This is a genomic window from Streptomyces capoamus (assembly GCF_014654935.1).
GTDB lineage: Bacteria > Actinomycetota > Actinomycetes > Streptomycetales > Streptomycetaceae > Streptomyces > Streptomyces capoamus.
This window is the reverse complement of record NZ_BNBF01000001.1, coordinates 428,058-447,735: the sequence shown is the minus strand read 5'-3', so window position 1 is coordinate 447,735 and position 19,678 is coordinate 428,058. Positions and strand designations below refer to the sequence as shown.

The 19,678-nt window shown below is 73.8% G+C and carries 16 protein-coding genes and 1 pseudogene; 16 read left to right on the top strand and 1 reads right to left on the bottom strand.

Annotated features, from left to right (window positions below; all coding sequences use genetic code 11):
- The first annotated feature begins 6 nt into the window (after positions 1–6).
- The 15 genes from IE312_RS02020 to IE312_RS01950 are packed head-to-tail and all read left to right on the top strand — an operon-like array spanning position 7 to position 18,436.
- Positions 7–2,199, top strand: a complete 2,193-nt coding sequence (locus IE312_RS02020; protein WP_189977689.1) for a bi-domain-containing oxidoreductase — start codon at positions 7–9, stop codon at positions 2,197–2,199.
- The gene (locus tag IE312_RS02015) at positions 2,196–4,139 is read left to right on the top strand and encodes an alginate lyase family protein (RefSeq protein ID WP_189977687.1); all 1,944 of its coding nucleotides are present in this window, start codon (positions 2,196–2,198) and stop codon (positions 4,137–4,139) included. The genes IE312_RS02020 and IE312_RS02015 overlap by 4 nt, the downstream gene beginning before the upstream one ends.
- An 8-nt stretch (positions 4,140–4,147) precedes the next feature.
- Positions 4,148–5,683, top strand: a complete 1,536-nt coding sequence (locus IE312_RS02010; RefSeq protein WP_189977684.1) for a right-handed parallel beta-helix repeat-containing protein — start codon at positions 4,148–4,150, stop codon at positions 5,681–5,683.
- Between the two features lies 1 nt (position 5,684).
- A complete protein-coding gene (locus IE312_RS02005) occupies positions 5,685–6,917 on the top strand; it encodes an O-antigen ligase domain-containing protein (RefSeq protein WP_189977682.1) in 1,233 nt (410 codons plus the stop codon).
- A gap of 2 nt (positions 6,918–6,919) precedes the next feature.
- Positions 6,920–8,128, top strand: coding sequence for a glycosyltransferase (locus IE312_RS02000; RefSeq protein ID WP_189977681.1), 1,209 nt, complete (start codon positions 6,920–6,922; stop codon positions 8,126–8,128).
- Positions 8,125–9,360 carry a class I SAM-dependent methyltransferase gene (locus IE312_RS01995; RefSeq protein WP_189977679.1) on the top strand — a complete coding sequence of 412 codons (1,236 nt, stop codon included), beginning with the start codon at positions 8,125–8,127 and terminating at the stop codon, positions 9,358–9,360. The genes IE312_RS02000 and IE312_RS01995 overlap by 4 nt, the downstream gene beginning before the upstream one ends.
- Positions 9,357–10,154 carry a sugar phosphate nucleotidyltransferase gene (locus tag IE312_RS01990; RefSeq protein ID WP_189977677.1) on the top strand — a complete coding sequence of 266 codons (798 nt, stop codon included), beginning with the start codon at positions 9,357–9,359 and terminating at the stop codon, positions 10,152–10,154. The genes IE312_RS01995 and IE312_RS01990 overlap by 4 nt, the downstream gene beginning before the upstream one ends.
- Positions 10,151–10,798, top strand: coding sequence for a PIG-L deacetylase family protein (locus tag IE312_RS01985; protein WP_189977675.1), 648 nt, complete (start codon positions 10,151–10,153; stop codon positions 10,796–10,798). The genes IE312_RS01990 and IE312_RS01985 overlap by 4 nt, the downstream gene beginning before the upstream one ends.
- Before the next feature lie 3 nt (positions 10,799–10,801).
- Positions 10,802–11,827 (top strand): NAD-dependent epimerase/dehydratase family protein, encoded by a 1,026-nt coding sequence (locus IE312_RS01980; RefSeq protein ID WP_189977673.1) that lies wholly within the window; start codon positions 10,802–10,804, stop codon positions 11,825–11,827.
- Positions 11,815–13,098 (top strand): DUF4910 domain-containing protein, encoded by a 1,284-nt coding sequence (locus IE312_RS01975; RefSeq protein WP_189977671.1) that lies wholly within the window; start codon positions 11,815–11,817, stop codon positions 13,096–13,098. Before IE312_RS01980 ends, IE312_RS01975 begins: the two co-directional genes overlap by 13 nt.
- Entirely contained in the window at positions 13,095–14,393 is a 1,299-nt protein-coding gene (locus IE312_RS01970) for an MATE family efflux transporter (protein ID WP_189977669.1), read from the top strand. The genes IE312_RS01975 and IE312_RS01970 overlap by 4 nt, the downstream gene beginning before the upstream one ends.
- Positions 14,390–15,337 carry a glycosyltransferase family 2 protein gene (locus IE312_RS01965; RefSeq protein ID WP_189977667.1) on the top strand — a complete coding sequence of 316 codons (948 nt, stop codon included), beginning with the start codon at positions 14,390–14,392 and terminating at the stop codon, positions 15,335–15,337. Before IE312_RS01970 ends, IE312_RS01965 begins: the two co-directional genes overlap by 4 nt.
- Entirely contained in the window at positions 15,334–16,554 is a 1,221-nt protein-coding gene (locus tag IE312_RS01960) for a polysaccharide pyruvyl transferase family protein (RefSeq protein ID WP_189977665.1), read from the top strand. The genes IE312_RS01965 and IE312_RS01960 overlap by 4 nt, the downstream gene beginning before the upstream one ends.
- A complete protein-coding gene (locus IE312_RS01955; protein ID WP_189977663.1) occupies positions 16,551–17,102 on the top strand; it encodes a dTDP-4-dehydrorhamnose 3,5-epimerase family protein in 552 nt (183 codons plus the stop codon). Before IE312_RS01960 ends, IE312_RS01955 begins: the two co-directional genes overlap by 4 nt.
- Before the next feature lie 8 nt (positions 17,103–17,110).
- A complete protein-coding gene (locus IE312_RS01950; protein WP_189977661.1) occupies positions 17,111–18,436 on the top strand; it encodes a glutamate-1-semialdehyde 2,1-aminomutase in 1,326 nt (441 codons plus the stop codon).
- Between the two features lie 17 nt (positions 18,437–18,453).
- Here the strand turns inward: IE312_RS01950 and IE312_RS01945 are convergent, their stop codons facing one another.
- A complete protein-coding gene (locus IE312_RS01945; protein ID WP_229898887.1) occupies positions 18,454–19,146 on the bottom strand; it encodes a phosphatase PAP2 family protein in 693 nt (230 codons plus the stop codon).
- A 192-nt stretch (positions 19,147–19,338) separates the two neighbouring features.
- On the opposite strand from IE312_RS01945, the pseudogene IE312_RS38515 reads away from it, so the two are divergent.
- Positions 19,339–19,678: pseudogene (locus IE312_RS38515) on the top strand (Ig-like domain-containing protein); the annotation flags it as partial.

Sequence of the window (19,678 nt, the reverse complement as noted above, 5' to 3'; positions counted from 1 at the left end):
CTTCAGGTGAAACAGGTAGTGCAGAACTACAAGAGCGGTGAGCTGGCGCTGCTCGACGTGCCGGTGCCGGGCTGCAAGCCGGGGGGTGTACTCGTCCGCAGCGCCTACTCGCTGATCTCCACCGGTACCGAGCTGATGAAGGTGTCCGAGGCCGGCATGTCGATGCTGGGCAAGGCCCGCTCCCGGCCGGACCAGGTGGCCAAGGTCGTGCAGAGCGTCGCCGTCAACGGGGTGCCCGCCACCTACCGCAAGGTGATGGGGAAGCTGGACTCCTACACGCCGCTGGGCTACTCGCTGTGCGGGGTGGTCGAGCAGGTGGGCGCCGGGATCGACGACGTGGCGGTCGGTGACCTGGTGGCCTGCGCCGGCAACGAGCACGCGCTGCACGCCGAGTTGAACTGGGTGCCGAAGAACCTCTACGCCCGGGTCCCGGACGGTCTCGCGCCGCGGCATGCCGCCTTCGGCACGGTCGGGTCGATCGCGCTGCAGGGCGTCCGCCAGGGCGAGTCGCGGCTGGGCGAGGTGGCGCTGGTCATCGGCCTCGGGCTGATCGGTCAGCTGGTGGTCCAGCTGCTGGCCGCCTCCGGGGTCCGGGTCGTCGGGGCCGACCCGGACCCGGCGCGCTGCGAGCTGGCGGAGCGCCTGGGCGCGGCGGCCTGCGGCGACCCGGCGTCCGCGGCGGTGGAGACGGCCGTCGCCGAACTCACCGGCGGTCTGGGCGCGGACCAGGTGTACCTGGCCGCCGGCGGCGGCAGCAACGAGCCCGTCGAGCTGGCCGCCCGGCTGTGCCGGGACCGCGGCCGGGTCGTCGACATCGGCAAGTGCCGCCTGGACCTGCCGTGGAACGCGTACTACGAGAAGGAGCTGGACGTCCGGTTCTCCCGCAGTTACGGCCCCGGGCGCTACGACCCGGAGTACGAACTGGAGGGCCGCGACTACCCGATCGGCTACGTGCGCTGGACCGAGCGCCGCAACCTGGCGTGCTTCCTCGACCTCCTGGCCCGTGGGAGCGTCGACGTGGAGCCCCTGGTCTCGCACATCGCCGACTTCGCCGACGCGGTCGGGACGTACCAGCGCCTGAAGGACGGCGAGCTGAAGGCCGTGGCCGTGCTGTTCCGCTACCCCGGTGACACGGGGACGGCGCGGGAGGCGGCCGCCCCGGTGGTGGCCGTGCCCGCGGCCGGCCCGCGCGACGGCCGGGTGCCCGCCCCGGCCCGGGCCGCGGGCGCCCCGGTGCGCCTGGCGTTCGTCGGCGCCGGCAACTACGCGACGTCGATGCTGCTGCCGCACCTGGCCGGACGCGAAGGTGTGGAGTTGTCGACCGTCGTCACCACGACGGCACTGTCCGCGGCCAACGCGCAGCGCAAGTTCGGCTTCGAGGAGGCGACGACCGACCTCGACGCCGTGCTCGGCGACAAGTCGGTGGACGCGGTGTTCGTCGTCACCCGGCACAGCTCGCACGCCGAACTGACCCGCAGGGCCCTGCTGGCCGGCAAGGCCGTGTTCGTGGAGAAGCCCCTGGCGCTCACCGAGGAGGAGCTGGCCGGGGTGCTCTCGGCGGTGGAGGAGTCGGGCAACGACCGGTTGCAGGTGGGCTTCAACCGCCGGTTCGCGCCGCTGCTGCGGGAGGCGAGGCAGCGCTTCGGTGCCCGGACCGGCCCGGCGCACCTGCGCTACCTCGTCAACGCGGGCCGCCTCGATCACGGCAGCTGGTATCTCCGGCAGGGCACCGAGGGCTCGCGGTTCGCCGGTGAGGGCGGGCACTTCATCGACACGGCGAGCTGGCTGCTGGACGCCGACCCGGTGTCGGTGTACGCGGTCGCCTCGTCCGGCAACGAGGACCTGCAGGTCGTGCTGCGCTACCCGGACGAATCCACCGCCACCATCAGCTACGTCACCAGCGGCCCGGCCGGCTTCCCCAAGGAGACGCTGGACCTGGTCGCGGACGGCAAGGCCCTGCGGCTCGACGACTTCGTCCGTGCCTCGGTGTACGGCCGCAAGCGCTGGGTCAGTTCGCGGCTGCCCAAGGCGCGGGACAAGGGCCAGAACGCCGAACTGGCCGCGTTCGTCAAGGCGGTGCGGACCGGCGGCCCGATGCCGGTGCCGCTCCGGTCGCTGGTCGCCACCACCGCGGCCACCCTCGCCGTGCAGGCCGGTCTGGCCGGCGGGGCGCCGGTGACGCTGGCGAGGACGCCATGAGCATGAGCGCGGGCTGGTACCTGCGGCGGCTGTCCCGGATGGGGCCGCGGGAGGTCGGCGGCCGGGTGGGCGACGCGGTGCGCAGGCGTCGGTGGCGGTCCGCGCGGCCGGCCGGCCCGAGCGTGACCGGCGCCCGGTTCACCGCCGTGCTGCCCGCGGGCACGATCGCCGCGGTGCCGCCGGACGCCGCCAAACGTCTCGTCGCCGAGGCGGACCGGCTGCTGTCCGGGCAGGCCGAGTACTTCGGGGTGGTCCGCGACGACATGGCCGCCCCGGACTGGTGGTTCGACCCGAAGACCGGGCGCCGGGCCCCGTTCGGGTACGCCTTCGACGTGCCGTACCGCGACGAGGACGCGGTCGGGGACATCAAGCAGATCTGGGAGCCGTCCCGGCACCAGTACCTCACCGTGCTCGCCGCCGCCTACGCGGTCACCGGGGACGAGCGGTACGCCGAGCGGGTGGCCGAGCACCTGAGGTCGTGGTGGGCGGGCAACGCGCCGCTGCGCGGGGTGCACTGGACCAGCGGCATCGAGCTGGGGATCCGGCTGCTGTCCTGGGTGTGGATCCGCCGGCTGCTCGACGGCTGGCCGGGCGCCGCCGATCTGTTCGAGCGCAACCCGGTGGCGCTGAGACAGATCTGGCACCACCAGCGCTGGCTGGCCGCCTTCCCCAGCCGGGGGTCCTCGGCGAACAACCACGTCATCGCCGAGGCCGCCGGGCAGTTCGCCGCGGCCTGCGCGTTCGGGTGGTTCCCCGCCTCGGCGCGCTGGCGGGCCGACGCGCTGCGGTCGCTGGAGCGGGAGCTGCGCGGCAACACCTTCCTCTGCGGACTCAACCGGGAGCTGGCCTCCGAGTACCACGGGCTGGTGCTGGAACTCGGCCTGGCCGCGCTGGCGGAGGCGGATGCGGCGGGCGTGCCGGTCCCCGCGACGGTACGGCTGGTGCTGCTGCGGATGACCGACGCGCTCGCGGCCGTGGTGGACGACCGGCTGCGGCCGCCCCGTCAGGGGGACGGCGACGACGGGTTCGGGCTGGTCGTGGACGGCGCGGGCACCGACCGCTGGGCCTCGCTGCTGGCCACCGGGGACGCCGTGTTCGGCAGGCGCGACTGGTGGCCGGAGGTGCCCGGCAGCGATGTGCGTACCGCGCTGCTGGCCGGGCTCGTCAACCGTACGGAACCGTCCGTGTCCCGGCCGGCGAGCCGGCCGGCGCATTTCGCCGAAGCGGGCATGACCATCCTGCGGGGGGCGGGCGGGATCTGGTGCCGCTGCGACGGCGGTCCGCACGGCTTCCTGGCCATCGCCGCGCACGCCCACGCGGACGCGCTGTCCGTGGAGGTACGGCACGACGGGGTGGACGTGCTCGCCGACCCGGGGACGTACTGCTACCACGGGCAGCCCGAGTGGCGGCGGTACTTCCGGTCGACGCTCGGCCACAACACCCTGGAGCTGGACGGCACCGACCAGTCCGTCTCCGGCGGCCCGTTCCTGTGGACCCGGCACGCCCGCAGCCGCGTCCTGGTCGCGGACGCGTCCACCGGTGGGACGGCCCGCTGGTGCGCCGAACACGACGGTTACCGGCCCTCCGTGCACCGCCGCCGGGTGGAGCTGACGGCCGCGACCCGGGAGCTGAGGGTGGTCGACGAGGTGTCCGGACCGCGCCGGGAGGCACGTCTGGCGTTCCACCTCGGTCCGGCCGTCACCGCTGATCTGACGGGCAGCAGGGCCGTGCTCACCTGGACCCGGGCCGGCGAGGACCGCTCCGCCGTGCTGGACCTGCCCGAGCGGCTGTCCTGGCGGGCGCACCGCGGTGAGACCGACCCTCCGCTGGGCTGGTACTCCCCCGGCTTCGGGCGCAGGGAACCCGCCACCACGCTGGTCGGCACCGGTGTCACCGACGGCACGGAGGGCTTCACCACCGTGCTCAGGTTCCGCGGCTAGGGGGGCGCGTGGCATTCACGAGAGGGCACTGGGCGCCGGTGGCGGTACCGCTGGTGCTGGCCCTGCTGACGGCGACCGGCTGCGAGAGCGGCCCGGACGCCCGGGCGGCCGAGCCGTCCGCCGCACCGTCCACGTCCGCGGCCCGGTCCGTGGCCCAGGTGTGCGCCAGGCCCGCGGCCGGGCCGGAGAAGGCGCCGGCGGGCGCGGTGACGGTCGACCCCGGGGTGGTCGGTGACCTGGCGGCGAAGACCAGCAAGTCCCCCCCGGGCACCACGTTCTGGCTCCGGCCCGGCAGGCACCGGCTCGAGGCCGACCGCTACGCCCAGGTCATCCCCAAGAAGGGGGACACCTACCTCGGCGCGCCGGGCGCGGTGCTCGACGGCCGGAAGAAGAACCAGTACGCCTTCGGCGGCACCGCCCGGGGCGTCGTCCTCCGCTACCTGACCGTGCAGGGTTTCGTCGCCCCGCAGAACGAGGGCGTGGTCAACCACGACTCGGCCGACGGGTGGGTGATCGAGCACACGACGATCCAGAACAACTCCGGTGCCGGCCTGATGGCCGGTGCCCGCCAGCAGGTCCGCGCCAGCTGCCTGCGCGGCAACGGCCAGTACGGCATGAACGCGTACAAGGCCGGCGGCCGTATCGGCGGCCTGGTGCTCGACGGCAACGAGATCGCCGGCAACAACAAGGACGACTGGGAGCGGCGGCGGCCGGGCTGCGGCTGCACCGGAGGCGTGAAGTTCTGGGCCGTCGACGGCGCCGACGTGCGCGGCAACTGGGTGCACGACAACCGCGGCGCCGGGCTGTGGGCGGACACCGACAACAACGACTTCCGCATCGAGGACAACGTGCTGGAGTCCAACGACGGAGCCGCGCTGATATACGAGACGAGCTACAACGCGGTCATCCGCGGCAACACGATCCGGCGGAACAACTGGGTCGAGGGCCGCAAGGCGGCCGCCCGCGGCGACAACTTCCCGTTCGCGACCGTCTACCTGTCCGAGTCCGGCGGCGAACCACGGGTCCCGGCCCGCACCGACAAGATCGAGATCTACCGGAACGTGCTGGAGAACAACTGGTCCGGTATCACCCTGTGGGAGAACGCCGACCGGTTCTGCAACAGCCCGGCCAACACCTCCTCCGGCGACTGCACCTTGCTGGTGAAGAACACCAAGCGCTGCGCACAGCCGGCGATCGCCAGACAGCCGCTCTACTCCGACTGCCGGTGGAAGACCCAGCGGGTGGACATCCACGGCAACCGCTTCGTGCTGGACAAGTCGGTGGTCGACTGCACGGTGAAGTGCGACCGCATGGCGGTGCTGGCCAACTACGGCACGTACCCGGACTGGTCGCCGTACAAGGGCGACCGGGTGGCGCAGGCGATCACCGGCCGGCAGCACAACCGCTGGCACGACAACGTGTACGTCGGACCGTGGACCTTCGTCGTCCACGACCCCAGCCGGGTCGTCGACTCCGGGCAGTGGCAGGGCGGGCCGTACCGGCAGGACGCGGGCAGCACCTTCCGCGCGCGGGACGGTGGTTGAGATGCGTGCCGACCCCGCCGCGAGGATCGTCGGGACGGTGTGGGGGCTGCTGGTCCTCAACACGCTCGGCTCCGCCGGCGCGAAGACCATCGTCCCGCTGCCCCGCTCCCTGATCCAGATGGTCACCATGGGCGCGCTGGTCGCCGCGTTCGCGCTGGCGCTCGCGCTCAACCTGCGGCTGCGCGTCCGGGCCAGCGCCTTCCTGCTCCTGCTCACGCTGTTGCTGGCGGCGAGCGTGATCTCCAGCGTGCACCTGGAGTCCGGGTTCGGCGCGCTGTTCCGCTGCGCCCGGCTGGCGCTCTTCGTCGGCACGCTGTGGCTGCTCACCCGCTGGTGGGACGGCGGTCTGACGTTCGTGCGGCACCACATCCGGATGTACTTCGCGGTGCTCGGGTCGGTGGCCGCCGGCCTGGTCGTCTCGCCGGGCGCCGCCCTGCCCGACCTCTACGGCGGGCGGCTGGTCGGCGCGCTGTGGCCGCTCACGCCGCCGCAGATCGGCCAGTACGCCGCCGTGATCACCGGGCTCACCGTGCTGCTCCTGCTGGGCCGCCGAACCGACAGGACCAGCGCGGCGATCGTCATCGTCCCCTCGCTCGTCCTGCTCGCGCTGACCCACACCCGCACGGCCACGCTCGGCCTGCTCATCGGGCTGGCCCTGGCGATCGGTTCGCTCCTGCTGACCAGCGCCGCCGCCCGCCGGTTCTTCACCTGGGCGGTGCTGTGCGTCCTGGTGGCCGGGGTGGGGTTCGCCTCCGCGCTGCAGGCGTGGTTCCTGCGCGGACAGAGCAAGGAGAACTTCTCCAACTTGACGGGCCGGGCCAAGGTCTGGGACGCGCTGCTGGCCGCGCCCCGGTCGACCCCGGAGAAGCTGTTCGGCGTGGGCCTGGGCGACAAGTCGTTCGGCGGGCTGCCGATCGACAACAGCTGGCTGGCCGTCTACAACGAGCAGGGCCTGATCGGCGTCACCCTGGTCGCGGCGGCCGTCGTGGTCCTGGGCGCCGTGGCGTTGCTGCGGCCGCCGTCGCTGCAGCGGGCCTGCTCGATCTTCCTGATCAGCTACTGCGCGATCGCCTCGTACACCGAGGCCGGGCTCGGTGACGCCTCGCCGTACCTGCTGCACCTCACCGTGGCCGCCTCGCTGCTGGCGACGCCGGTCCCGGCCCCTCCCGGCCCGGCGCCCGGCGTCCGCCGGCGGCGCGCCCCGAGCTGGGCCCGGACCTCGGAGGTGGTCTGAGCATGCGCGTGCTCGTCGTGCACAACCGCTACGCCTCGGCGCAGCCGAGCGGGGAGAACAAGGTCGTCGACCAGGAGGTGGCGCTGCTGCGCGCGGCCGGCCACCGGGTGGAGGTGTTCGAGCGGCGCAGCGACGACATCGCCGACCGGTCCCTGCTGGGCAAGGCCGCGCTGCCGCTGCTGGTGCCGTGGAACCCCGCGGTCCGCGCCGAACTGGCCGCGCGGCTGCGCACCGAACGGCCGGACGTGGTGCACGTCCACAACGTCTTCCCGCTGCTGTCACCGGCGGTGCTGGCCGCCTGCGCGGACGCCGGTGTGCCCGCCGTCGCCACGCTGCACAACTACACCCAGGTCTGCCCGCCGGGCACGCTGCAGCGGGACGGCCGGCCCTGCGCCGAGTGCGTCGGGTCCGCGCCGCTGCCCGCCGTCCGGCACGGCTGCTACCGCGGCTCCCGGCTGGCGACGGTGCCGCTCGCGGTGAGCCTGTCGGTCAACCGGCGGCGGTGGTGGTCCGGCGTGGAGCGGTTCCTGTGCATCTCCGCCGCGCAGCGCGCGGTCCTGGTGCGGGCCGGCATGCCGGCCGAACGGCTCGCGGTGAAGCACAACTTCGTGCCCGACCCGGGTGCCTGCCGGACCGGAGCCGGCGAGCACCTGCTCTACCTGGGGCGGCTCGCGGAGGCCAAGGGCGTGCGGCTGCTGATGGCCGCGTGGGACGAGATCGCCGCCGGCGGCGGGGTGGGCGTGCCGCTGGTGATCGCCGGCACGGGACCGCTGGAGCGGGAGGTGGCCGCCTGGGCGGCGGGCCGGGACGACGTGCGCTACGCCGGCCTGTACGACACGGCCCAGTGCCGGCAGGCCGTCGCGCGGTCGGTCGCCGTGGTGGCCCCCTCCACCTGGCTGGAGGCGTTCGGCCTGGTGGTCGTGGAGGCGATGGCGGCCGGGGTCCCGGTCGTCGCCGCCGGTCACGGCGCCTTCGTCGAACTCGTGGAGGACGGGGTGACCGGGTTGCTGCACCGGCCGGGCGAGACCGCCTCGCTCGTGTCCTGCCTGCGCCGGATCACGGCCGGGCCGGCCCTGGGCCGGGAGATGGGGCGGGCGGCCCGGCGCCGTTACGAACAGGACTTCAGCCCGGCCGTCGGGCTGGAGCGCCTGGTGGAGGAGTACCGCACCGCGATCGCGGGTCGGTCGGAACCAATGGGGGGCAGTACATGACACGATGCCGACTCTGCGGCTCGGCGGCGCTGGAGAGCGTCGTCGATCTGGGGGCGACCCCGCCGTGCGAGAGCTTTCTCGCGGCGGACCAGCTGGACCTGCCGGAACCGGCGTACCCGCTGCACCTGCGGGTCTGCACCGAGTGCTGGCTGGCGCAGATCCCGCCGCTGATCACGCCGGAGGAGACGTTCAAGGAGTACGCCTACTTCTCCTCGTACTCGACCTCCTGGGTGGAGCACGCGCGCACGTTCGTCACCGACGCCGTGCGGCGCCTGGCGCTCGGCGCGGACTCCTTCGTGGTCGAGGTCGCGAGCAACGACGGGTACCTGCTCAGGCACGTGGTGGACCGCGGGATCCGCTGCCTCGGCATCGAGCCGTCGGTGAACGTGGGCGCCGCGGCGCGGGACGCCGGTGTGCCGACGGTCACGGAGTTCCTGGGCCCGGACACCGGTGCCGCCGTGCGCGCCGAGCACGGTCCGGCGGACCTGGTCGTCGCCAACAACGTGTACGCGCACATCCCCGACGTCATCGGGTTCACCCAGGGGCTGCGCGCCCTGGTCGCCGACGACGGCTGGGTCTCGATCGAGGTGCAGCACCTGCTGACCCTGATCGAGGAGAACCAGTACGACACGATCTACCACGAGCACTTCCAGTACTACACGGTGGCCTCCGCGATCCGGGCCCTGGCCAGCGGCGGACTCACGCTCGTGGACGTCGAGCTGCTGCCCACGCACGGCGGCTCCATCCGGCTGTGGGCCCGTCCGGCCGAGGCCGCCGCCGAGCCGACGCGGCAAGTCGCCGACGTACTGGACCGGGAGAAGGCCGCCGGGCTGCAGGAGCTGTCCGGGTACACCGAGTTCTCCGCGCGGGTGGCCAAGGTGCGCCGGGACCTGCTCAGGTTCCTCGTCGAGGCGGCCGAGCGGGGCGAGCGGGTCGTCGGCTACGGCGCCCCGGGCAAGGGCAACACCCTGCTCAACCACTGCGGTGTCCGGCCCGACCTGCTCCCGTACACGGTCGACCGCAACCCCTACAAGCACGGCAGGTTCACCCCGGGCACCCGCATCCCGATCCTGCCGCCCGAGCGGATCGCCGCCGACCGGCCCGACTACGTGCTCGTGCTGCCGTGGAACCTGCGGGACGAGCTGGTCGAGCAGCTGTCCTTCGTGCACGAATGGGGCGGCCGGCTGGTCTTCCCGATCCCGGAACTGAGCGTTGTCGAGGTGACGTCATGAAGGTCGTCCTGTTCTGCGGCGGTTACGGGATGCGGATGCGCAACGGCTCCTCCGACGACGTGCCCAAGCCGATGGCGATGGTCGGTCCGCGGCCGCTGATCTGGCACGTCATGCGCTACTACGCGCACTTCGGGCACACGGAGTTCATCCTGTGCCTCGGGTACGGGGCCCACCACATCAAGGACTTCTTCCTCAACTACGAGGAGACGACGTCCAACGACTTCGTGCTGCGGGGCGGCCGGACCGAGCTGCTGTCCACCGACATCGCCTCCTGGACGATCACGTTCGTGCAGACCGGCATCGAGTCGCCGATCGGCGAGCGGCTGCGCCGGGTGCGGCCCTACCTGGACGGCGACGAGATGTTCCTCGCCAACTACGCCGACGTGCTCACCGACGCCCCGCTGCCGGAGATGATCGACCGGTTCGCCCGGCGGGACGCGGGCGCCTCCATGATGGTGGTGCCGCCCCAGTCCTCCTTCCACTGCGTGGAGTTGGGCGAGGACGGCCTGGTCGGCGGCATCACCCCGGTGAGCGAACTGCCGCTGTGGGAGAACGGCGGCTACTTCGTGCTCCGCCAGGAAGTCTTCGACCTCATCCCCGAGGGCGGGGACCTGGTCGCCGACGGGTGCGCCCGGCTCGCCAAGCAGGGGCGGCTGGTCGCGCACCAGCACCGCGGCTTCTGGAAGCCGACCGACACCGTGAAGGAGCGGGCCGCGCTCGACGAGGCCTATGCGCGGGGCGACCGCCCGTGGGCCGTGTGGGAACGCGACGGCGCCGGGGTGAGGACCGCGTGATCCGGCTCGGGGCAGGGCCCCTGGACCGGATCGCCGCGGTGGGCGCGCACTGCGACGACATCGCCATCGGCGCCGGCGGCACCCTGCTGACGCTGTGCCTGGCGCGGCCGGGTCTGCGCGTCGACGCGCTGGTGCTCTCCGGCGGCGGCAGCGAGCGTGAGCAGGAGGAGCGGGCCGCGCTCGCCGCCTTCTGCCCGGGCGCCGACCTGCGGCTGACCGTGCTCAAGCTGCCCGACGGGCGGATGCCCGTGCACTGGGAGGAGGCCAAGGCCGCGGTCGAGGAGCTGCGCGGGCAGACCGAGCCGGACCTCGTCCTGGCCCCGCGCACCGAGGACGCCCACCAGGACCACCGCGGCCTGGCGAGGCTGGTGCCCACCGCCTTCCGCGACCACCTCGTCCTCGGCTACGAGATCGTCAAGTGGGACGGCGATCTGGGCCGTCCGGCGGCGTACCAGCCGCTGTCGCCGGAGACCGCCGAACGCAAGGTGCGGCTGCTGCAGGAGCACTACCCCTCGCAGCGGCACCGGCCCTGGTACGACCGCGAGGCCTTCCTCGGTCTCGCCCGGATCCGCGGCATCGAATGCCACGCGCGCTACGCCGAGGCCTTCACCGTCACCAAACTCACGCTCAACCTGGGGGGTTGAACCTTGCGCGTACTGCTGACCGGACACCAGGGGTACCTGGGCACCGTCATGGCCCCGGTCCTCGCCGCCGCCGGGCACGAGGTCGTCGGCCTGGACGCCGGCCTGTTCGCGGACTGCGTCCTCGGCCCGGCGCCCGCGGACCCGCCGGGGGCGCGGGTGGACCTGCGCGACGTCACGGCGGAGCACGTGGCCGGGGTGGACGCCGTGATCCACCTGGCCGCGCTGTCCAACGACCCGCTCGGCGCGCTGGCGCCCGAACTCACCTACGACATCAACCACCACGCGTCCGTACGGCTGGCCCGGCTGGCCCGCGACGCCGGTGTGCGGCGGTTCCTGTACGCGTCGACCTGCTCGGTCTACGGCGCCGCCGGCGGCGCCGGCCTGGTGACCGAGGACGCCCCGCTGCGCCCGGTGACGCCGTACGCGGAGTCCAAGGTGCGGGTGGAGGACGACCTGCACGAGCTGTCCGACGGCGACTTCAGCCCGGTCTACCTGCGCAACGCCACCGCCTTCGGCTTCTCGCCCCGGCTGCGCGCCGACATCGTGCTGAACAACCTGGTGGGCCACGCGCTGCTGTCCGGCGAGGTGCGGGTGCTGTCCGACGGCACACCGTGGCGGCCGCTGGTGCACGCCGCCGACATCGCGCGGGCCTTCACGGCCGCGCTGACCGCGCCGCGGGAGGCGGTGCACGACCGGGCGTTCAACATCGGCAGCGAGACCAACAACGTCACGGTCGCCGAGATCGCCGGGCAGGTGGCCGAGGCGGTGCCCGGCTCCAAGGTGGTGATCACCGGGGAGACCGGTGCGGACCCGCGCTCGTACCGGGTGGACTTCTCCCGCTTCCGTGCCGCGGTGCCCGGCTTCGACTGCGAGTGGACGGTGAAGCGCGGCGCGCTCGAACTCGCCGAGGCCTACCGCGCGCACGGGCTGACCCAGGAGGACTTCGACCGGCGTTTCACCCGGCTGGCCGTGCTGCGCGCGGCGTCCGACGCCGGCGCGGTCGACGACACCCTGCGGTGGCGCCGGTGACCGCGGCCGGTGAGGAGATGCACGCGCTGGTGGAGCGGCTGTACCCGCTGTGCCGGAGCATCACCGGCGACGGTGTGCGCGCCACCCTGGAGATCGTCGGCGAGTACCTGCCGCTGCGGGTGCACGAGGTGCCGACCGGGACGCAGGTGCTCGACTGGACGGTGCCGCAGGAGTGGAACATCCGGGACGCCTACGTCGCGGACAGCGCCGGCCACCGGGTCGTCGACTTCGCCGCGTCCAGCCTGCACGTGCTCGGCTACAGCGTGCCGGTGTCGGCGACCATGCCGCTGGCCGAGCTGCGCGCACACCTGCACACGCTGCCGGACCACCCGTCCTGGGTGCCGTACCGCACCAGCTACTACCGGCCGGAGTGGGGGTTCTGCCTGTCCCAGGAGACCCTGGACGCGCTGCCCGAGGGCATGTACGAGGTGCGCATCGACTCCACCCTCGCCGACGGTCACCTCACCTACGCCGAGCACGTGGTCCCCGGGCAGGTCTCCGACGAGGTGATCGTCTCCTGCCACGTCTGCCACCCGTCGCTGGCCAACGACAACCTGGCCGGGATCGCGGTGGCCACCTTCCTGGCCCGGGCGCTGGCACAGCGGACGCCGTACTACACCTACCGGTTCCTCTTCGCGCCCGGCACCATCGGGGCGATCACCTGGCTGGCCCGCAACGCGGAACGGGTCGACCGGGTCAAGCACGGACTGGTGCTGGCCTGCGCCGGGGACCGGGGCGAGCTGACGTACAAGCAGAGCAGGCGCGGCGACGCGGAGATCGACCGGGTGATGCGGCACGTGCTGGCCGCCTCCGGACGCCCGCACCGCGTCACCGAGTTCACTCCGTACGGCTACGACGAGCGGCAGTTCTGCTCGCCCGGCTTCGACCTCGGTGTGGGCTCGCTCAGCCGGACCCCGTACGCCGGCTACCCGGAGTACCACACCTCGGCGGACGACCTGGACTTCGTCTCCCCGGAGGCGATGGCGGACACGCTCGCCGTCTGCCGCGAGGCGTTCGCCGTGCTGGACCGCAACCGGCGGTACGTCAACCTCAGCCCGTACGGCGAACCGCAGTTGGGCAGGCGCGGGCTGTACGACTCGCTCGGCGGCCGCAGCGACGCCAAGGAGGCCCAGATGGCCATGCTCTGGGTGCTCAGCCTCTCCGACGGCGAGCACGCCCTGCTGGACGTCGCCGAGCGGGCCGGGCTGCCGTTCGACACCGTCGCCGCCGCGGCCGACGCCCTGCACGGCGCCGGACTGGTCAAGGCGTGACGCCGGTGAGCACCGGGGAGGAGAGGGCGACGGCACCGGCCGGGTCCGCGCGGCGGGCCCTCGCCGGGCGGCTGTCCTGGGGCCTGGCCGACCAGGCGGCCTCCAGCATCAGCAACTTCGTGGTGGGCGTCTACGTGGCCCGCTCGCTGGGGGTGAGCGCGTTCGGCGTGTTCAGCCTGGCGTGGGTGACGTACGGCGTGGTCCTCAATGTCTCCCGCGGGCTGGCCACCGATCCGCTCGTGGTGCGCTTCAGCGGCGTCCCGGACGCCTCCTGGCGCGGGGCGGTGGTCCGGTCGACGGGGACCGCCCTCGGCGTCGGCGCGGCCATCGGCGCGGCCTGCCTGGCGGCCGGGCCGGCGCTCGGCGGCCGGGTGGGGCCCGCGTTCGTCTGCCTCGGCGTCACGCTGCCGGGGCTGCTGCTGCAGGACGCCTGGCGGTTCGCGTTCTTCGCCGCCGGCGCCGGGCGGAAGGCGTTCGTCAACGACCTCGTGTGGGGCGTCGCGCTCGTCCCGGCCATGGTGGTGGCGGCCCGGGCCGCCACCGTGGCCGCGTTCGTGCTCGCCTGGGGCGCGTCGGCCGCGGTGGCCGCCGCCTACGGCTGCCTGCAGTCCGGTGTCCGGCCCGGGCCGGCCCGGGCGCGCGGGTGGCTCCGCGAGCAGCGCGACCTGGGCTACCGCTACCTGGTCGAGAACGTCAGCCTCAGCGGCGCGAGCCAGCTGCGGGCGTACGGGCTCGGTGCGCTCGCCGGCGTCGGCGCGGTGGGCGCGGTGCGGGGCGCCGAGCTGCTGATGGGGCCGTTCCTCGCCGTGCTGATGGGACTGTCGCTGGTCACCGTCCCGGAGGCGGCGCGGGTGCTGCGCCGGGCACCGCACCGGCTCCGCTCGTTCTGCCTGCTGCTGGGCGGCGGGCAGGCCGCCGCCGCACTGCTGTGGGGCGGTGCGGTGCTGCTGTTGCCGGACCGGCTCGGCGCGCTGGTGCTCGGCGACGTCTGGCACTCCGCCTCGCGGCTCATCGTGCCGATCACCCTCGGGGTCGCGGGCGCGGGCCTGGGCACCGGCGCGGCGGCCGGGCTGCGCGCGCTCGGCGCGGCCCGGCGCAGCCTGCGCTGCCAGCTGTTCGCCTCCGTCTGCTACGTCGGCGGCGGGCTCGGCGGGGCGGCGGGGGCCGGCACGGTCGGCTCGGCCTGGGGCGTGGCCGCCGCGACCGTCAGCGGCTCGGCCGTGTGGTGGCTGCAGCTGCGGTCCGCCCTCGGCGAGCACCGCCGCACCCCCCTTCCCGAAGTGAGGACCGCATGACCGACCGACCCAGGCTGAGCATCGGCCTGCCCGTGTACAACGGCGAGGAGTACCTGGCCGAATCGCTCGACGCCCTGCTCGGCCAGACCTACGAGGACTACGAACTGATCATCTCCGACAACGCCTCGACCGACGGGACCCGGGACATCTGCCGCCGGTACGCCGCGAAGGACTCGCGCATCCGGTACCTGCGGCTGTCCCGGAACATCGGCGCCACGCCGAACCACAACCACGTGTTCGCCGAGTCCCGCGGCGAGCTGTTCAAGTGGGCCTCGCACGACGACCTGTACGGCCGGGACCTGCTGCGGCGCTGCGTCCAGGCGCTGGACGAGCGGCCGGACGTGATCCTGGCGCACGCCGACCAGGCGGTCATCGACGGCGCCGGGCGGGTGAAGGTCCCCTACGAGTACACGCTCGCCACCTCCTCGCCGCACGCGCCGGACCGCTTCCGCAGCCTGCTGTTCGAGCCGGGCGGCGACGACTTCTACGGGGTGATGCGGGCCGACATGCTGCGCCGGGTGAAGCCCCTCGACAGCTACCACCACGCGGACCGGACCTTCGTCGCCGAGATCACCCTGCACGGACGCTTCCACCAGGTGCCCGAGCTGCTGTACTTCCGCCGCGACCACCCGGCCCGCGCCGAGCGGGCGAACCCCTCCAAGCGGTCCCGCTGCGTCAACCTGGACCCGCGCCGGGCGGGCCCGCTGCACCCGACGCCCCGGCTGCTCGCCGAGTACCTCTGGGGTTTCGCCTCGGCGATCCGGCGGGCGCCGCTGTCCCCGGCCGACCGGCGCGCCTGCCACCGCCACCTGGCCGCGTGGCTGACCAGCCGGGTCCGGCCGGGCGCCGGCGAGCGGGTCGAGGACCGCGCCCCGGTCGACCCGGACCGGGTCACCGTCTCCGTCGACGCCCTCGTCGCCGGGCGGGAGGGGAGGCAGGCATGAGGCCGGCGACACGGGTGGGGGTGTTCGGTCTGCTCGGTTCCGGCAACCTCGGCAACGACGGGTCGCTCGAAGCCGTGCTCGGGTACCTGCGCGCCGAGCACCCGGAGGCGGTGGTGGACGCGCTGTGCGGCGGGCCCGAGGCCGTCACGGCCAGGTTCGGGATCCCCGCGACGCGCATGCACTGGAACCGCGGGGAGTACCGGACCGCCTCACGCGCGGGCGCGGTCGCGACGAAGGGGCTGGGCAAGCTCGTCGACGCCGTCCGCACGGCCGCCTGGGTGCGCCGGCACGACGTGGTGATCGTGCCGGGCATGGGTGTCCTGGAGGCCACGCTGCCGCTGCGCCCGTGGGGCTTCCCGTACGCGCTGTTCCTGCTGTGCGCGAGCGGCCGGCTGCTCGGCACCAAGGTGGCGCTGGTCGGTGTCGGCGCCGCCGGGATCGGCAACCGGTCGACCCGGGCCCTGGTGCGCTGGTCGGCGCGGCTGGCCGCGTACCGGTCCTACCGGGACGCCCAGTCCCGTGACGCGCTGCGGGCGATGGGCGTGGACACCGCGCACGACGAGGTCTACCCGGACCTCGCGTTCTCGCTGCCCACGCCGCCGGCGGGCGCGGCCCCGGGCCCGCCGGGACGGGTCTGCGTCGGCGTCATGGACTTCCACGGCGGCGACGACGACCGCGCCCGGGCCGAGGAGATCCACCGGCGCTACCTCGACGGGACGATCCGGTTCGTCCGGGCGCTGGTCGAGGAGGGCCGGCCGGTCCGGCTGCTCACCGGCGACCGGTGCGACGCGACGGTGGTCGCCGCGATCCTGGACGCGGTGGACTCGCCGCTGGTCACCGCCGCCGAGACGGCCTCGCTGGCCGACCTGATGAAGGAGATCGCGCCGGCCGACTCGGTGGTGGCGATCCGCTACCACAACCTGATCTGCGCGCTGAAGACCGGCACACCGACCCTCGCCGTCACCTACGCGGCGAAGAGCGACGCGCTCATGGCCGAGATGGGACTGGCCGCGTACTGCCACCCGGCGCGCGCGTTCGACGCCGAGCGGCTGCTGGAGCAGTTCCGGGCGCTGGAGAAGCGCTCGGCGGAGCTGCGGCAGACCCTCGTCGAGCGGAACCGGGCCGCCGTCCGCCGCCTCGACCACCAGTTCACCGCCCTGACCGCGGCCCTGTTCCCGGCGACCGGTCACGTCCACACCCCGCGGGAGTCCTCATGAAGGCGATCGACGTGCCGGAGATCGACGGCGCGTACCTGTTCGAGCCGACGCCGTACAGCGACGAGCGCGGCTTCTTCTGCCGCACCTTCGACGCCGACGTGGTCCGCTCGGTGGGCCTCGACCCGGACGCCTTCGTCCAGGACAGCCTGTCCCGCTCGGTCCGGGGCGTGCTGCGCGGCCTCCACCTGCGCTCCGGCGCCGGCGAGGCCAAGCTGGTGCGGTGCTCCTACGGCAGGATCTTCGACGTCGTCGTGGACCTGCGGCCCCACTCGCCGACCTACCTGGGCCGGGCCTTCTTCGAGCTGTCCGGCGAGACGCAGGTGACCCTGTACGTCCCGGCGGGCTGCGCACACGGATTCCAGGCGCTGACCGACACCGCCGACACCTCGTACCGGATCGACCGGCCGCACGATCCGGCCGAGGACGTGACGATCGCCCACGACGACCCGGACCTGGCCGTCCCATGGCCACTGCCGGTCACCTCGATGTCCCGGCGGGACCGGGAGGCACCGAGCCTCGCCGAGGTCCTGCAGCACCAGGAAGGATGACGTCGGACTTGGACACTGGAGAGTTCCACCTGCCCCGGTCGCGGGCGGCGAACGAACGACTGCACAGCCTGATCCCCGGGGGCGCCCACACCTACGCCAAGGGCGACGACCAGTACCCCGAGAACCTCGCCCCGGTCATCAGCCACGGCCACGGTGCCCACGTGTGGGACCTCGACGGCAACCGCTACGTCGAGTACGGCTCCGGCCTGCGGTCGGTCAGCCTCGGCCACGCCCATCCCCGTGTGACCGAGGCGGTGCGCCGCGAACTCGACCGCGGCAGCAACTTCGTCCGGCCCTCCGTGGTGGAGCTCCAGGCGGCGGAACGCTTCCTGGCCACGGTGCCGACCGCCGAGATGGTGAAGTTCGCGAAGAACGGCTCCGACGCCACCACCGCCGCGGTGCGCCTCGCCCGCGCCGCCACCGGGCGCCCGCGGGTGGCCCTCTGCGCCGACCACCCGTTCTTCTCCGTCGACGACTGGTTCATCGGCACCACGCCGATGTCCGCCGGCATCCCGGAGCCCGTCAACGAGCTCACCGTGACGTTTCCCTACGGCGACCTGGCCGCCACCGAGGAGCTGCTCACCCGGTACCGGGACGAGGTCGCCTGCCTGCTCCTGGAGCCCGCCACCCACACCGAGCCGCCGCCCGGGTACCTGGAGGGCCTGCGCGCCCTGGCCGACCGGCACGGCTGCGTCCTGGTCTTCGACGAGATGATCACCGGCTTGCGCTGGTCCGAGGCGGGCGCCCAGGGCCTGTACGGGGTGGTCCCCGACCTCTCCACGTTCGGCAAGGCGCTGGGCAACGGGTTCGCCGTCTCCGCGCTGGCCGGACGCCGCGAGCTGATGGAGCTGGGCGGGCTGCGCCACTCCGGCGAGCGGGTGTTCCTGCTGTCCACCACGCACGGGGCGGAGACCCACTCCCTGGCGGCCGCGACGGCGGTGCTCGACACGTACGTCGAGGAGGGCGTCACCGCGCGGCTGCACGCCCTCGGCGAGCGGCTGGCCGCCGGGATCCGCGAGGCCGCGGCGGCCGCGGGCGTCGGCGACCACGTCGTGGTGCGGGGCCGGGCCAGCAACCTGGTCTTCGCCACCCTCGACGAGAACGGGCAGCCGTCGCAGCGGTACCGCACCCTGTTCCTGCGCCGGCTGCTCGCGGGCGGGGTGCTGGCCCCCTCGTTCGTGGTGAGCAGCGCGCTCGGCGACGCCGACATCGACCACACCGTCGAGGTGGTGGCCCAGGCGTGCGCGGTGTACCGCAAGGCCCTGGACGCCGCCGATCCCACCCCCTGGCTGGGCGGACGGCCGGTGAAGCCCGTCTTCCGCCGCCTGGTGTGACGTGTGGTGACGTGGCGTCAGCGGGGCACCCGCCGACCGGCGTCGGCCGACCGGCGGGCGGGCCGGCCGGCCGCCGCGTCGACCAGCCAGGCGGTCGCCGGTGTCACCGCCAGCGCGGTGCAGCAGCCGCCGAGGGCGTCGGTCGGGTAGTGCGCGCCCAGGGCGACCTCCGCCCAGCCCATGGCGGCGCCGGCCACCAGCGCCGCGGCGAGCACGAGTGACGTGCCGGCCGTCCTGCCGAGGCCGAGCCGGCCGGTCGTGGCCAGCGCGGCGACGAGGGCGAGCGCGGTGAGGTAGGCGGTGTGCCCGCTCGGGTAGGAGAGGTTGCCGTCGCCGTGGATGGTGCGTCCCGCCAGGTGCTTGAGCAGCGTCGCCGCCCCCACGGTCGCGCCGACGCCGACGCCGACGAGCACCGCCGCGCGCGGACGCCGGAGCAGCAGGCAGCACGTCACGGCGGCGGTGATCACGAGCACCGATCCGGCGGGCTCGCCGAGGAAGTCCAGGACCAGGGCCACCTGCCGCCACGGCGGCCCCACACCGTCCACCGCCGCGGAGATCCGCGTGTCCAGCCTGCCGGGCCGGCTGTTCCCGGCGTACCGGACGCCGAGCACGGCGACCACCAGCGCGGCGAGCACCGCGGCCCATGCCGTCCCCGCGCGCAGCGACGCGGGCAGCACCGCGCCCTCGGACCGCCCGCTCCTCCACACCAAGGAGCCCCCCGTCGTGTCGGACCGGCATCTGGGCCCCCACCTTAGCCGCACCGCGTGACCCCTACCACGCGTGGCCTTCCCCACAGATTGCCCCTTTTTGGGGGTAAGCATGTCTATAAGTGGTTTCAGAGCCGATTGCACCACCAGGGGCGATCGGCGCACGGATGCACGGACAACGGCTTGGAGAAGCGTTTGATCACGCCCAGTAAACGACGCACCGGGCTGGTCGCCACGGCCGGCGTACTCGGCGGAGTCCTCGCGGTCACGGCCCTCGGTGGTACGAGCACCGCCGCCACCGGCGGCAACGACGCCGGGAACCGCCCGGCCTCGCCGGCTCAGGCGACCCCCGCGGGCTCCCAGGAGGCCTCCGACGCCCGCATAGCGATCACCCCGGGGTACGGCGCCCACGGCGTCGCGGTCGACGGCCCGGTCGGTGTCACCGTCGGCGACGGCACGCTCACCAAGGTGACCATGACCGCCGTCGCGACCGGTGCCGAGGTGCCGGGCACCCTGTCCGCGGACGGCTCCCACT

Coding starts and splice junctions, on each gene's coding strand:
- IE312_RS02015 (WP_189977687.1), top strand. CDS start 2,196: ATGAGCATGAGCGCGGGCTGGTACCTGCGGCGGCTGTCCCGGATGGGG.
- IE312_RS02005 (WP_189977682.1), top strand. CDS start 5,685: ATGCGTGCCGACCCCGCCGCGAGGATCGTCGGGACGGTGTGGGGGCTG.
- IE312_RS02000 (WP_189977681.1), top strand. CDS start 6,920: ATGCGCGTGCTCGTCGTGCACAACCGCTACGCCTCGGCGCAGCCGAGC.
- IE312_RS01995 (WP_189977679.1), top strand. CDS start 8,125: ATGACACGATGCCGACTCTGCGGCTCGGCGGCGCTGGAGAGCGTCGTC.
- IE312_RS01990 (WP_189977677.1), top strand. CDS start 9,357: ATGAAGGTCGTCCTGTTCTGCGGCGGTTACGGGATGCGGATGCGCAAC.
- IE312_RS01965 (WP_189977667.1), top strand. CDS start 14,390: ATGACCGACCGACCCAGGCTGAGCATCGGCCTGCCCGTGTACAACGGC.
- IE312_RS01960 (WP_189977665.1), top strand. CDS start 15,334: ATGAGGCCGGCGACACGGGTGGGGGTGTTCGGTCTGCTCGGTTCCGGC.
- IE312_RS01955 (WP_189977663.1), top strand. CDS start 16,551: ATGAAGGCGATCGACGTGCCGGAGATCGACGGCGCGTACCTGTTCGAG.